Consider the following 14,522-nt stretch of genomic DNA (forward strand, 5'->3'; position numbering starts at 1 on the left):
TGACCCCGAGTTAAGTTGATGATTATAAAAACGAAACTATACGCACCTAAGCCCAAACTGAACTTTGTTTTCAGGGAAGGGCTAGGCAACAAGCTTGAGCAGATAAATCATACTAAACTAACTCTTGTATCAGCACCCGCTGGTTTTGGAAAATCACACTTAATCGCAGGCTGGTGCTCTATCTACAAAGGTAAATTCACTTGGTTGTCATTGGATGTAAACGATAAAAATACGGATACCTTTTTCTATTACTTAGTTGCTGCGTTTAGAGAGGTTGATTGCACTCTTGCTCAAGAGGCTTGGGACTTGGTCCAACTCAGTCAGGGGGTAAGTAAAGAAAGTGTAATTAGGAGTTTACTAAATGAGTTAACCTACTATGAAAATGATGTCACTTTGATATTAGACGATTACCATCTGGCAAGTTCACCTGAAATAGATAAAATCATAGACAACTTTATTTGTCTGACACCTCCCAATGTTCACACAGTTCTTATTACTCGTTCAGATCCTTCAATTTCACTGGCACGCCTAAGAGCGAATGGAGATTTAACTGAATTTCGTGCGGCAGATTTGAGATTTACCGATGAAGAAGCGATGGAACTTCTGAAGAAGACATGTTCTACGAAAATTACGGAGAAGGAAGTAACTACAGTAAATAGCAAAACTGAAGGTTGGGCAGTCGGTTTACAGCTTTTTTCTCTTGCGCTCAATAATAATAAGCATCCCAATAAGGTTATTTCTGCTCTCTCCGGTGCCCATAGCTACGTTATCGATTACTTGACAGAACAAGTACTTACGGGTGTAAACAAGAGCATCCGACATTTTCTACGTGAGACTTATTTCTTAAAAGAGTTCTCTGTAGATCTTTGTGATTTTATACTTGACACTGAAAGCAGTGAGGAGTGCATCGCTTACTTGGATTCTAATAATGTTTTTCTAATCCCCTTAGATAATGAGAGAGGGTGGTTTCGCTACCACCATCTTTTTTCAGATGTTTTACGTATCCATACCCCACTGACCGAGAACAGATTACAACAACTAAAATGGCGTGCTGCGGTATGGTTGGCTGACCGCGGGCGTCTCGCTGATGCAGTACAATATGCGCGCGACTGCGGTGCGAATAAACTGTTAGGGTTGATTGAACACCACTGGCCAACAGCACGAGCAACCTCTCATGATTCACTGCTGTTGGAATGGTTGGCTTCATTTGATATTGAAAGTATCAAAAGATTTCGTGTTTTGGCAGGTTATTACGGCTTAGCGTTGTTACCTCGGAACCCTGAACAAGGGCTTTACTTAATTAACGCTACGAGACTGTTTTTTGAACAAAGTGACAAACCATTATCTGAGAATGAAAACACTACTCTTGGCGTAGTCAATATTGGTCAAGCTTATGTTCATGCTGCTCAGAATAATACAAAAGAAGTTTTGGGCTGTGTCCGGAGTGCTTTGAATGTGTTGCCGATGCAGGAACATGTTTGGCGTGGTTCGTCAAGAGCTTTGGAAGGTATAGCATTATGGAGGGATGGAGATACTTCGGGAGCAGAGTATAGTCTTAAAGCGGCATTAGCTGATATGGATCGTTCACAAGATATCAGCGCTAAAATTACGAGTCGCTTTTTGCTGGGTGATTTTTACTATCAATTCGGTTGGCTGAACCGATCAAAAACTGTTGTAAAGTCTGCGCTAGAAATAATCGATCAAAGCAGAAGCTACACTATCGAGGGAAGTGCTGATTTATACCTCCTGTGTTCAGAGATAGAGTTTGAGCAAGGCAATATAGAGGAAGCTCTAAATCTACTTGATACTGCGCGGCAGTTCGGCACGCTAGGTTCGATGCCAGAGACAAAATACCGTTATCCATTAATCGAGGGTAGGATTGCGTTAGCAGAGAATCGTATCAAAGATGCATTAAAGAGTTTAAGCGATGCAGATACTCTATATGCTGAGCCACCAAATCCATGTCACAAGCCTCCCCTGTTCTGGAAAGCTATTGTTCTGCTTAGTCAAGGTAATGATGAGTTGGTAAGGCAGCAAGTACATTTTTCGAACTCGTTTTACTCAAACCCTTTCAACTATCTAGTCTATGCTCTTGTGCAGCCTAACGAAACGGATAGAGTATTGGACAGCATAGGTAAAGTGAGTACACACCATACACCCCCAGTAATACAGTTTGCGTCAAAACTCGTTTCGGCAATTAAGGCAGAATCCAGCGGAGACAAAAAGTTGGTCGAAGATATCTTAAAGCAAGTTGCCCTGTTAGTTACGGAAAATAATAGCTTGATGTGGTTGAGAGAGATAAAAGTTGTATCTGATCTCTTCATCAAGTATAAAATTATAAATCAAAAACAAACACCTGCCGTAGCCTCATCAGAAGCCCTAATCGAGTCTTTAAGTCCCAAAGAAGAACAAGTGTTGCTTTGGCTTGATACTGAGCTAAGTGGGCCACAGATCGCCTCGAAACTATTCGTTAGCCTAAATACACTAAGAACTCATACAAAGAATATTTACTCAAAACTTGGAGTCAATAACCGCAGGGCTGCGGTAAATAAATCGCGCTCACTCAAATTGATCCCTTGAGTAAGTGATAAATCACATCATCGGGTGATGAGTATGAAGAGCTCTATATGTAATTTAGTAGAAAGCAATTAAGCTTAACTACAGTGCTGAAAGGGCCTACTATGAATATGAAACTCACTTTGCTAACCATTTCTGGTTTATTATTTATTCCTAATTCTGTCGTAAATGCTGCCGGGGGATACACGTCTGTAAAAGTATTGCTTGGTAGTAAGTCATTAGATAGTGATTGGAATAAAGATGATTCGATGGAAACGATAGGACTTCAATCCACGTACTATCCTGCCTCGCTACCTCTTGGTATTGCATTGGATTTTTACGGTAGTGGTAATGAAGATAAGATCAACGGTGTTAAAATTGAAACAACTGTTGGGGAGCTTAACCTCGGCTTAAGATATAGCCCAACCACTATAGGTGGCGTTGTCTCTCCATACCTAGGTGGTGGTTTAAGTTATGCCTCAGCAGAGTTGGAGCAGATGAGAAATGGTGCAAAAACAAAATACGAAGATAAGGGAGTAGGGTACTGGATTGGTGGGGGCATAGAGTACTTATTTACGGAACATTGGTCCATAGGAGCCGATATACATTACTCAAATGTTGATGTTGAGCTAAATGGAGAAAAGCGAGACGCTGGAGGGGTTAGTTGGGCTGCAACCATAGGATATCGGTTTTAGTCACTTGAATAGGGGAAGCATATGTGCAGCTTACACAACGACTTAGAACTATTCAAAATATATGTGGCAGAAGAGCTATCAGAAAATTGGCAACAGACTTTTTCGAACATATCCGTTAAAAGTGTTAAAAGTGGTACGTGCATAGAAGTTTATTGTAAGGATATGTCCGAGCTTCACGGCGTAATACATTTGATATTTAATATGGGGTTAAACTTACAAGCAATTATCAATCAAGGTTTTTCAATAGACAATTAGGCTCGAGTATGTGTATTTTGTAACATTTAACTAAGATGCCACATGATAATCGCAACATCCATATGATGTAGAGGCAGTCATAAGATCAAATTTCTCATCGAAAGATAGTTTGATCTTATGGCTAAGTGACCCACCGTCCGGAAAAAGAAAGAGTGACCCTCCGCCCCCCTCGCACAAATAATGCTCAATTTTTGAACTCAGCTTGTTATTACAACTTGTTTTATGTTGTCTTTACTGGCTGAGTCTTTACACTTTCTATGCAAGTCAATATCGACGATTCATGACAGGAACGTTAAATTCAGGTGGTCTTGTCACAGTGACTCACTACCAAAGGAGCAAGCTGTGCAGAAATCCAAACCGAAAAGTGTAATAGCGAATCAAGCCTCACAAACGACGCCAGAGTAAGTAGAGATACGAGAGCTGAAGAAATTCTACCCCCTTCAAGGCTTATGAGTTAACAATGCTTAGAACCTTAACTTATCGAGGTTCTATATACTACGTTCGAGTCGATCAGCACGATTATTAGCTCTACTTAGCGATCAATAAAACGTACTAATCAAGGAAAAATGTGCAGCGCTAGAGCACCAATAGAAACGATTGAAGATGGGAGATTAATCTGGGCCGAAAGAATTTAGCCCAGATATAGTCTCTCAGTTACTGAGTCGCAAAATGGAGAACTGGCAGACGTGATCTGAACTAGTACAGTGCGTATTTGATTGGCAGTAGCACAGCTGGCGTATCTTCAGAAAATATGATTATTCGCATTTGCTCATTCGAACAAAAAGGAATTGATACACTGAACTTATTATCGCTGATCCTATTTGCCTCAATTACTCCAAAACGATGATCATCTGATGTTACGAATACCCTATCGTCTTTGATTGCTACATTGCTTTTATACAAGCCAAATACTGTCTCACGAAGAGGGGAGAAGTCTCCGGAATAAATAGTAATTTGTAGATGATTAGAGGAGCAGATTTTCTTGTTCCAGGTACAACTTTCTATCACTTTTGGTAACGGGTACTGCGTAAATGTTACCTTAGTTGGAGTTATAAAAGGTAGAATATAGCCGGCTGTAATAACCGACGATATTACTACGACTTTTAGCCAAGTTCTCATTTCCATACGAGTTTGCTGCTTACTTCCTCCAATATTTTCATTTCACTGAGTAAAAGGTTGATAGACTGTCGTTGTGATTCCATTCTAGCAGTAACACTTTGTGAACTAGTGTTGAGATCAGCCATGTTACTACTTATTTGGTTTAACGCGGTGTTTTGTTGAGTGACTGCAGAAGAAACATGATACATTTCATCGTTAACACTAGTGACACTAGTTGATATGTGTTTATAGCCATCGAGTAGTGTGTCTAGAAGCTCGGTAACTTGCGATGCTGACTTAAGCATTTCTGTCACCTGTGTTGTTGATGTGTCAACACTTGTGGATAATTTGCTAAGTGAACCTTTAATGTGATCCAAGCTTGCGTCTGTCCTTTGGGCAAGTTGGCGGACTTCATCTGCAACTACAGCAAAACCACGCCCTGCTTCACCTGCTCGTGCTGATTCAATAGAAGCATTAAGTGCTAAAAGGTTGGTTTGTTCAGATAGGTTAGAGATGGTCTCTAGAACACTCGATATCTGTCGAGTATCTTCTGTTACTCTATTAATAATAGATTGCGTATCTCTAGCGAGGTGCGTTAGCTGATCTAAACCTGCGTGACACTTTTCTACTTCTGCAAGACTATTTTGACTGACTTGATTAGCTTTTTCTGCGTTAATACTGCACTCTGAAGTTGAAGACGTAACAGTATCAAACGACGTTCCTAGCTCTTCAACAGCAGTAGCAACTAGTTCTGTATTAACCGCATGCGAGGAAAGCTCGTGGTTAATACTATCAATATCTTTCATCAAGGCACTGGAGACTTCGGACAAAGAATGCATTGTAGTTGATTGTGTGTCAGACAGTTCTCTTAAACGTAAAACTATTTGATTGAATTTTTTCTCGAAATCGCTCTCATTACTTAGCCCTACATCAAGAAGTAGTCGGTCGTTTTGAACCATACTGTCTACCGTGTTTTCCACATACTCGAGTTTTTGTAAGCTTTGGCTGAGTGAAAGGCTGCCATAAATACATATACTCGCTTGGAAAATAGCGTATAGACAATGTTCTATCACCATTGTGAACGGACTTCCTGGAGGAAAAATAAATAAACCTGAAGTAGTGCTAAACTGAAGGTAATAAAAAAGTAAATGATGGACTGCGGCTGCAACCAAACAGTGGAAAACCATCTTCCAATCATTATAAATTGTTGTACATGCAAGCAATATAAACACTTCAAAGTGCAGCATTACGTCACCGTATGCTTGATGTATATGTAAGGCAACGAAACTATATAGCAAATATGGAACCACGGTCTTCAGTGATTCACGATTAAATAGTAGTGTCATTATAACTAACACGATATTGATTACGAAATCAGTGTAAGAAAATCCGTAACGAAACATATAGACGAAGGTTAAGGAAGAAAAAAGACCTACTAGTATGTAGGTTGTCTTAGTGAAATTTAGAGACTTCATTTAGTCTGCTCCTGTAATTAGGTATGATGCTTGGGACTAAAGTACCTTAGTCTACTAATATCAAATTTTGTTGCCGGTGAGTTGTCAATTTGCACGCAATTTCGGACAAGTTGGAATTAGAGCTCTTTTTAAAGTTCGCTCGCTTCCGAAGTCTTGTTAGAACTCGGGATTCTAAGAGAGAAGATGGTATATATTTAGGAGGATCAAACATCTACATCTAAGCGACGTTTCTTCGTCTATATTCATTGGGAGGATTACCAAGTTCTCGCACAAATGAGCGTTGCATGTTTTCAGCTCTTAAGTATCCGCATGAAACAGCTATTGAACCTAAAGCCAGTTGTGTATTTACGACCATATCCAAAGCCATTTCCAAGCGAATCTTTTCAACAAGTTTTTTAGGAGACATTTTAAAGCGATCTTTACAGTGGCGTGTAAAAGTGCGCGAACTCATCGCCATGTGATCTGCCAACACTTCAACTGTTAATTTGCTAGTGATGTTTCGTTGAATCCAGTGCTCCAACTCTTCCCATTTTCTTTCTTGTGGAGTTAAATCAAAGTATGTGCTTACAATTTGGTACTTGTTGTTGATGTAGGTATTTGATGCACACAGCAAGCGTAGTACCTCTTTGAGAGTGTTTGTGCCCTCGTATTTTTGTATTAACTGAAAGCTAAGTGTAAGGGCTGCCAATGGTCCTTTGGCAGACAAAATTTGTACGCCTGTGGAAAATGAATCGTTCTCAATTGTTAATGAACGTCTGATGCTCTTTGATGCTTCAAATCTCATCTCTGAAAATGTGCTGGTTACTTGAGATAGTCCCTTATCCGTTACCACTATTGTGCATCCCGTATTTAAAGCTCGTTGTAGAGAAGTAATTGATAGCCCAAACTCAGTGGTTTTCTCTTTCGGATGAAAGCTCACGATACTGAATATATCTACAGTATGTAAATTAATCTTTGATATAGCCTTTGCGTATACTGAAATTCCCAAGTCTGACTGAACCTGGCCAGAACTGTCGCTGCAAATAATTAATCGGTAGCTGTTAGTAATGTCATTCATTCTGGAAAACACGTCGAGGTAGGTTGAAAGCTCCGAGAAATTGAATCCATGTTCGCAATAGAAAACAACAATTTTCATGGTTTATTAATAGTAATGTCATTAGGTGCGTAAACCATATCTAACCTTGATAGTTAGATAATCACCAAATGATGTGATTTTTCAATCCTGGCACAAGAATCATGATGTAAACATGACAAAGTTACATATCTATAGATAAGTTTTTTATACCGGATTTGGATAAACTCACTTGAAAGTTGCAGTAAACCGTTTGAGAACAAAACAGCTTAGTGAAATTGGTTTTTGTGTTCATGAGCACGAATCACATAAGAAATTAGAGTAACTATCGACGACGATGGTCCTATTTGTTGCATTAACGTAGTATAAACCAAAATTAAGGTAGGGCAGCTTAATCAGTTCAATGATAGTCAAGTAAAAATCTACATGATTTATTTGACTACTATATGTCTGTAAATAGTTGTTATTTTGGGCACAGATGGATAAATGTTACTTTCTGATATCAAACATCAAAACTCTTAATCCGGCTTTGCAATGAAAAGCATCGCTCTAATCACTTCTCCCCCCCGGACACCCGGCCAAGCTATTACGAACAAGTGAGCTTTCGAAAAATTGTTGCATATGCCATTTATAGACGCATAGAGGTGATTAAGGACAACTTGGTCGCTAAAAACGTCAATATTTCTGTGAAGCATTGATAGCTACAAGGAAATACATAATCTTCTTGTTATTGCTACGTACCGTGGCTTTTTAGCACTCTGGTTGACAATTAGTGTTTATAAAGGAGAGTAACTGTGGGGCTAGACAGAAAGCTATTGTTGATTTTTGGGGTGATGTTTTTGGCGGTTGTAACTGCGATTAGTGGTTGGGGATACCATTCTTTTAAAGCTGAATCCACGAAGAACTATCAAGAACGTTTAGAAAGAGAAAGCATGCTAATAGGTCGTGCTCTTGAGCAGCGAATTGAACGGAACTTTGATGTGCTGAAGACGGTGTCGAGTGTTATCTCAATTTCGAGTGATGGGATTTTAGACTTAGACTCTCTAATGGCACAACTGAACTCAATCGTAGAGCACAATAATGTAATCAATGCTTATGTGGCCCTTTCGGATGGTTCAACATTCTCCACATCGACCAAAGGATTGGTTCCCAACTTTAACGCAAAAGAAAAGCGACGTGAGTGGTTTGTCCGAGTCTTTTCCGGTGAAGGGCGCGTTGTGACAGCGCCGTACCAAAGCGCAGAAGGAGATGCGGTGATGGCGGTCGCCGTCCCCGTCAATAGAGACGGCCGAGTGGTGGCAGCGTTAGTCACCAACATAAAAGTGAACACACTGACGTCCTTTATCTCGCGTTTAACTCCAGAGAACCAAGTTTGGGTGGCGCGCGAAGATGGCTACATTTTGGCTGCAAAATATCCGGAGTTGTTAGGGAAAGACCTGTATCAAGAGCGTCCGAGTTATGCTGCATTTCGTAATGAATCATCAAGCTCCCACTCTTACCAGTTTAACAACCGTGAGTATTACGTGGCATCACAGAAATTGAGCAGCAATGGTTGGACAGTATGGGGATGGGAGCCGTGGGAAAACATTACCGACGCTTCTGAAGGTAACTTGATGAGCAGCCTAATGATTTCCCTAGTGCTTATCCTCACGGCCCTCGTCATACTTTATCACTGCCTGAAAAAGTTTGTGTATGAACCCTTAGGCGGTGAACCACAGAACATCACTGCACTGATGGGGCAGGTAGCGAGCGGTCATTTGAATGTAGGACAGCTCACCGGCGGTGAGACGGGTATTTATGCCTCGGCAATTGGAATGGCCAATAAGTTAAAAGTGATGCTTCAAGAGGTAAAAGATGTGTCGCAGCAAGTGGGTAATATCTCCGGGCAAGTTGACGCTACGGCTTCAGGTGTCAGTTTGAATGCAAATGACCAAATGCAAAACCTTGAGCAGACAGCCACAGCAATGAACGAAATGTCTTCTACCGTTGATGAAGTGGCGAGAAGTGCCGGCAACGCCTCTCAAGCGGCAGAGCAAGCTTACTTGAACGCAAGTGAAGGTATGAATTTGGTGTTAGAAGTCGATAAAGGTATTGATGCTTTAACCCGCGGGATTGCATCCGCACAACAAGCAATTTCGGCGGTTAATAGTGAATCTCAAAGTGTCGGTCAAATAGTGGACGTGATAGAAGATATTGCTGAGCAAACCAACTTACTCGCTTTAAATGCCGCGATTGAAGCCGCGAGAGCGGGAGAGCAAGGTCGAGGTTTCGCTGTTGTGGCGGATGAGGTGCGTAATTTAGCCAGTCGAACTCAAACCAGTACCGCTCAGATTCAGGAATTGATTAGCAAGTTGCAAGAGGAAGCCGCTCGCTCGGTTGAAGTGATGCAAAAGAACGAGAAAGAGTCGAACGATATCTTAGCTTTTTCTAAGCAAGCGACATCGTCACTTGAAACGATACAGTCCTCAGTGTCAGAGATACAAGATATGAACAGCCAAATTGCGACAGCAGCAGAAGAGCAATCGGTCGTGGCTTCCCAAATTAATAAATCTGTATCAGACCTCAATGTGTTAGCTGGACAAACGCAGAAAGGCTCTTCTGAAAATAGAGAGTTAGCAAGTCAACTGAAAGGTAATGCTGAGCGTTTGGAGCAGCAAGTCAATCAATTTAAGTTCTAATTAAGGCTGGACCTTTGGAGGCGCCACGCAGAGCTAAGGGATTATCTTTTTGCGCTCTGCGCTCTGCGCTGTGGTGAGTCAACTCTCAATCACTATAGTCAAGGATGAAGTTATCTTGGACATCTTATCAGAACAGCCCCAAGGCGCGCTGATGTTTCGCTTGCACGCGCGCTCTACACGGTTTGCGCTTGGTACGATTAAAATCAAAGAAATCGTGCCTTATCAAAGACCCACGGTACTTCCAGCCTGCCACCAGCACGTAGTGGGTGCGGTCACGATTCGAGATACGAGTATGCCCATCATTGATTTGTCCGCCGTCATGGGAGGGCAGGCGGTTCCGGAGGAGGAGAGAGACTCTCAGACACTGATTGTGGCCGATTGCATGCGTATGTTAGTGGCGCTCATGGTCCATCAGGTTGAGCATATCGTGTCATGCGATTGGAAATCTGTCACACCATTGCCAGACACGCTAGGAAAAGAAACTTTTATATTGGGCACGACGCGTTATGAGGAGCAACTGGTGCAGTTGCTTGATATCGAGCAGGTGTTGGTGGACATTTTTCCGGCACAGATCGACGAAGCAGGGGTAAGACTTTCTCAAGAAGAAATCGCTCTCCTGCAACAAGTGTCGGTCATGGTGGTTGATGACTCCAGTATTGCTCGCAAGCTTATTTCCGAATTGTTAGACCGTTTTGGTATCTCTTATCAAACCTTTGAAAGTGCCGATGAAGCTTTGTCTGTGCTGAGGGAGAGCTCTACCTCTCGTTCTGCATTCCATGTGTTAGTGAGTGACATAGAAATGCCGAAAATGGATGGGTATGAGTTGGTGTTTGCGGTCAACGATGACCCCAACACTCGGGCACTGTACACCATTTTACACACGTCTTTGTCCAGTGAGATGAGCCAAGAGCGTGCGAAGCAAGTCGGTGCTAACGAAGCGTTGTCAAAGTTCAATGCGAGAGATTTGATGAACGCTTTGCTACGAGGAGCGAAAGAAAGCGCTGGCTTATTATCAACACTAAAAGACCCTTTAAAGTGATGCGAGATGTGGACGCTTGACAATGCAGACAATCAATAAATCGCCATATAACGGGCCTTGCTCACTTAAAGGCCCAGCGGCCATAGTGGCCGGGCGTCGTTATAGTGACGAAGCAAACACAATAGCAGAAAAGGTGGCACAAGCGACCAGGATGAGACACGCCAAGTGGCTAGTGAATCGTCAGTTTGTACTAGACCAGAGTAAAGTCGATGCCTCACTGAGTGAGCAAGCACGGTATTGCGAGAGTGTCATAAACGATGAGCGTGAGAGGGTGACGCGCAATCAACGTCTGCTACTTCAATGTGAGCGCGATAGAGTGAAAGACAAGTTACGCCAGCAAGAGGCTAGGCAACGTATTCATGCCGGTGTAGTGGATGACATACTAGCCGAAACCGAAAGCTTGATGAGTACGCAGCTGTTAGGCATGTCGCCTGTTCAGCTATTTGGTCGCTTTCCCGACTTTGCCTATTTCGCATCTACGGCATACTCCCCTTCTTTAAGTGTGAGTAAGCTGTCTGTGCTGACGACGAATGATGCCTCATTAAATAGTGAAGTATTGTCTCTGATGGAGAATGCAAAGTTTCTTGAGCGGATTAAGCGTCGTCCGATGCCCCTGCAAGATGCAAAAGTCGCTATCGGCGCCTTAGGGCTGGATAACTGTATTCGTCTTTTCCCCATATTGATGAGTAAGCCTCTTTTAAAGTGGCAAGAGCCCGTGACAAAAAATATCGCTCCAAAGCTTTGGCAATATATGATGGTTACTGCCAACGCCACCTGTCAGCGGCTTCGAGCCGCGGGGTGGCGTACCCCTGAGCAAGGCCTTTTTCTGGGCGTCTTGTTATCACTGGGCGCATTTTCGGTGGTCAACCAATACCCTCGTTTTTTTGAAGAAGCACTGATGACCAAAATGCAACAATACCGTGAGTCGAATGCGCGAGATAAGTATTACGCGTGTGCGGATGTCGCTCTCGATGTCAGCCGGCTCCCTCATGTATTGGCGTCCTTAGCCATCCCATTGACAAAACATATTGTCAAAACGCTGCACTGGACGATGGCCACGAAACCTCTCAAAGTCGCTTTGGAAGAAGAGTTAAATCAGGTGCCAGTGCTCGAACGCAGCTTATTAGGTGCCGCTCTGGCGCAAGGTCATGCGTTTTCTATCTATGAAGCATTAGAAAGTAGTGGCGTGTTTATTGAAAAACATAAACCCTTTTGGTTTGCCAATGTGCAGTTGTCAGCCAATGACCTATCAACATTGACCAATGCCCATCTTGGGCGACTTGAATTGTTGTCATGACGACATGGAGAAATGAAGGGTAGCCCCTTCTTATTAAAGGGAAATAACATGGACAAACAGGTTTTGCCCGAAGTCTTGCTCAGCCTTTTCGATACATCAAGTGAAGGCTTGTGGTTTATGAGTGATGACAATGTCGTTCAGTTTTACAACCGTTCGTTTTACCGCCAGTTTGCGCTTTCAGCAGAATATTCAACGTTGGATGATTGGCTCGCACTTGTTCACCCTGAAGACCGAGAGCGATTAGCGCAAGAAGTGGATGGCCACCAAAAAGAGCAAAGCTCGACACGTGTCAAAACCCGCTACCGGGTAAAAAACACCTCAGGCCGTTATCTATGGATTGAAGCCACGGGGGTGAGAGTGGAGTATCAAGGTGGCTTTGCCATGGTCGGCTCTCACAAAAATGTGTCAGAAGAAGTGTTCCTGAATCAGTATCTCACGCATATGGCTAACCATGACAGTGAGACGGGACTACTGAATCGGCATCAGTTTTTACAAAATGCGTCAAAGCTGAACAAAAATGGTTGGATTCTTGTGTGCTGCCTAACTCAATTGCAGCAGTTTCAACGACGCGTAGGGTATGACGCTACAGGCCAGCTCTCCTCAACGTTGGTGTCGACCCTAGATGATGTCTTGAACTTAAGATACGGGCTGTATCGAATCAGTGCAGATGTCTTTGTGGTGACGATGGAGCAAGAGTTGGATGATGAGATGGCGTGTTCATTGATGAGTCAAATCGAAGCGGTGTTTCAGCAGGGTCGAATGTGTAGTGCAACACTCACCAGTCGACTCGGTCTTGGGGCGCTCCCCGTCAGTGATTTGGATACCACCCACCCTTTAGAGCAAATCTTTAATCTTTCTGAGTACACGCGATTAGTCTGCTCCCCGGTCACCTATACGGGGGAGTCACAACGTGACATTGACCGACACTTTGCCATACAAGACGCCTTAGAAGCGGCCATTGATACACACCAAATCATGATTGCGTTGCAGCCAATAGTCGAAGCGTCGACAGGAAATCTGATAAGTTTTGAGGCGTTAGCTCGGTGGGAGCACCCTGAGTTGGGTTCGATTTCACCCGCAGAGTTCATTCCCATCGCCGAGCGGTTAGGACATATACATGCATTGGGTTTGTTAGTTCTAGAGTATGCCTGCCAATATTTGGTGATGTTTGACTCCACACACAATGCGAGACCTTTAGTCAATGTAAATGTGTCGGCGCATCAATTATTGAAGGCGAGTTTTGTTGATGATGTGTGTGAGATTGTCGCTCGATTTGGTGTTTCCCCTAGTCGTATTGTGCTGGAAGTGACCGAGTCTTACCTACTTGATGAAGACCCTACCATCACAACAACACTTAATGAGCTGCATATCCACGACTTCAAGTTGTCCATCGATGATTTTGGGGCAGGAATGAGTGCGATTACAAGCTTGTTTAGGCTTCCGTTGTATCAGGTTAAATTGGATAGAGCATTGATTCACGAAGCGATGCGACGTGATGCCTGCCTAAAGCTCATCACTCACTTGTGTGAGTTTGGTCGTACACACAATATCAGTCTGGTTGCGGAAGGCGTAGAGACCTCGGCGATGTTCAAGACATTAACCGGGGTAGGTGTACCGTACCTTCAGGGGTATTGTCTTTACAAACCTTGCTCGCCTGAAGTGTGGTTGGAAAAGCGCGCGCTGGTTTAAGATTTAGGGAGAATACGAATGTTAAATTACACCTGCAAGTTATGTACTTTTGAATCAACGGTTGATGTACAAGAAACGGTTCCGTTTCAGATTGAGCATGGAGTATGCGAGTTTTGTGTGGATGATGTCCATCACACGTTAAAAGCGAGTCATCAGTTCAACAAAGTTGAGCTTCATTTGAGAATCAATTTGCGTAAGCTCAGGTACAACTTACAGCGAGTGACACGCTATGACAAAGAAGTGAGTTCGGTGCTTGATATCGTTCAATCAGAGGTGAGCGCCATTGAGCATGAGTTGGGAGAGTTGATGTCAGACTATCCTTCGATAGCTGAAGTGTTATCGGAATATCGAAGTTTATTATGCGTGTATAAATAGAGAGCAGGTAGCAACACATGGTCATTGCGGAGTTTAATTTTATTCATTGTGGCTATTCAGGCTCATTGAGTGTGAGCGACCAAAATTTAATCAGAAGAATACAAGAGCATATAAACCAGGGGAGACGCCAAGAGCTGTTTTTGTTGTTGGTTGTGCTTTTACTCGGAGAGTTTGCGTATAGAAGTGTGAGTGAAAAGGTTGACGCTACTTTGATGGAATTGAAAGAGCGTTATGAGCTGGGTGACTGTTCAGTCATGCTAAGTAATGGTTTGAAACTGCGAATAGTCTAATTC

General features: G+C 42.8%; 9 protein-coding genes. 7 read left to right on the forward strand and 2 right to left on the reverse strand.

The features are described from left to right. Nucleotides 1-18: 18 nt before the first annotated feature. Both MTO69_RS06350 and MTO69_RS06355 read left to right on the forward strand, forming a co-directional pair. Nucleotides 19-2,580: a LuxR C-terminal-related transcriptional regulator gene (locus tag MTO69_RS06350; protein ID WP_248333653.1), complete on the forward strand. Its 2,562-nt coding sequence runs from the start codon at nucleotides 19-21 to the stop codon at nucleotides 2,578-2,580. A gap of 101 nt (nucleotides 2,581-2,681) precedes the next feature. After that, entirely contained in the window at nucleotides 2,682-3,251 is a 570-nt protein-coding gene (locus MTO69_RS06355) for an outer membrane protein (RefSeq protein WP_248333655.1), read from the forward strand. Between the two features lie 1,370 nt (nucleotides 3,252-4,621). On the opposite strand, the gene MTO69_RS06365 is transcribed toward MTO69_RS06355, so the two are convergent. Continuing rightward, nucleotides 4,622-6,079, reverse strand: a complete 1,458-nt coding sequence (locus MTO69_RS06365; RefSeq protein WP_248333656.1) for a methyl-accepting chemotaxis protein — start codon at nucleotides 6,077-6,079, stop codon at nucleotides 4,622-4,624. A gap of 217 nt (nucleotides 6,080-6,296) precedes the next feature. Beyond that, the gene (locus MTO69_RS06370) at nucleotides 6,297-7,136 is read right to left on the reverse strand and encodes a helix-turn-helix domain-containing protein (protein ID WP_248333658.1); all 840 of its coding nucleotides are present in this window, start codon (nucleotides 7,134-7,136) and stop codon (nucleotides 6,297-6,299) included. Between the two features lie 947 nt (nucleotides 7,137-8,083). Between MTO69_RS06370 and MTO69_RS06375 the strand changes: the two genes are divergently transcribed. From MTO69_RS06375 to MTO69_RS06395, 5 genes are all read left to right on the forward strand, one after another. Next, nucleotides 8,084-9,829, forward strand: a complete 1,746-nt coding sequence (locus MTO69_RS06375; RefSeq protein ID WP_248333660.1) for a methyl-accepting chemotaxis protein — start codon at nucleotides 8,084-8,086, stop codon at nucleotides 9,827-9,829. Between the two features lie 115 nt (nucleotides 9,830-9,944). Further along, nucleotides 9,945-10,868 carry a chemotaxis protein gene (locus tag MTO69_RS06380; RefSeq protein WP_248333662.1) on the forward strand — a complete coding sequence of 308 codons (924 nt, stop codon included), beginning with the start codon at nucleotides 9,945-9,947 and terminating at the stop codon, nucleotides 10,866-10,868. A gap of 22 nt (nucleotides 10,869-10,890) precedes the next feature. After that, a complete protein-coding gene (locus MTO69_RS06385; RefSeq protein WP_248333664.1) occupies nucleotides 10,891-12,165 on the forward strand; it encodes a hypothetical protein in 1,275 nt (424 codons plus the stop codon). Between the two features lie 48 nt (nucleotides 12,166-12,213). Continuing rightward, nucleotides 12,214-13,854 (forward strand): GGDEF domain-containing phosphodiesterase, encoded by a 1,641-nt coding sequence (locus tag MTO69_RS06390; RefSeq protein ID WP_248333667.1) that lies wholly within the window; start codon nucleotides 12,214-12,216, stop codon nucleotides 13,852-13,854. 18 nt (nucleotides 13,855-13,872) lie between these two features. Then, on the forward strand, nucleotides 13,873-14,229 hold the full coding sequence (locus MTO69_RS06395) for a hypothetical protein (protein ID WP_248333668.1): 357 nt from the start codon (nucleotides 13,873-13,875) through the stop codon (nucleotides 14,227-14,229). The last annotated feature ends 293 nt before the right edge of the window (nucleotides 14,230-14,522 follow it).

Origin of the sequence: Vibrio sinaloensis, assembly GCF_023195835.1 — a bacterium.
Taxonomy (GTDB): Bacteria; Pseudomonadota; Gammaproteobacteria; order Enterobacterales; family Vibrionaceae; genus Vibrio; species Vibrio sinaloensis_C.

Coding starts and splice junctions, on each gene's coding strand:
- MTO69_RS06365 (WP_248333656.1), bottom strand. CDS start 6,079: ATGAAGTCTCTAAATTTCACTAAGACAACCTACATACTAGTAGGTCTT.
- MTO69_RS06355 (WP_248333655.1), top strand. CDS start 2,682: ATGAATATGAAACTCACTTTGCTAACCATTTCTGGTTTATTATTTATT.
- MTO69_RS06375 (WP_248333660.1), top strand. CDS start 8,084: ATGCTAATAGGTCGTGCTCTTGAGCAGCGAATTGAACGGAACTTTGAT.
- MTO69_RS06385 (WP_248333664.1), top strand. CDS start 10,891: ATGCAGACAATCAATAAATCGCCATATAACGGGCCTTGCTCACTTAAA.
- MTO69_RS06370 (WP_248333658.1), bottom strand. CDS start 7,136: ATGAATGACATTACTAACAGCTACCGATTAATTATTTGCAGCGACAGT.
- MTO69_RS06390 (WP_248333667.1), top strand. CDS start 12,214: ATGGACAAACAGGTTTTGCCCGAAGTCTTGCTCAGCCTTTTCGATACA.
- MTO69_RS06395 (WP_248333668.1), top strand. CDS start 13,873: ATGTTAAATTACACCTGCAAGTTATGTACTTTTGAATCAACGGTTGAT.
- MTO69_RS06350 (WP_248333653.1), top strand. CDS start 19: ATGATTATAAAAACGAAACTATACGCACCTAAGCCCAAACTGAACTTT.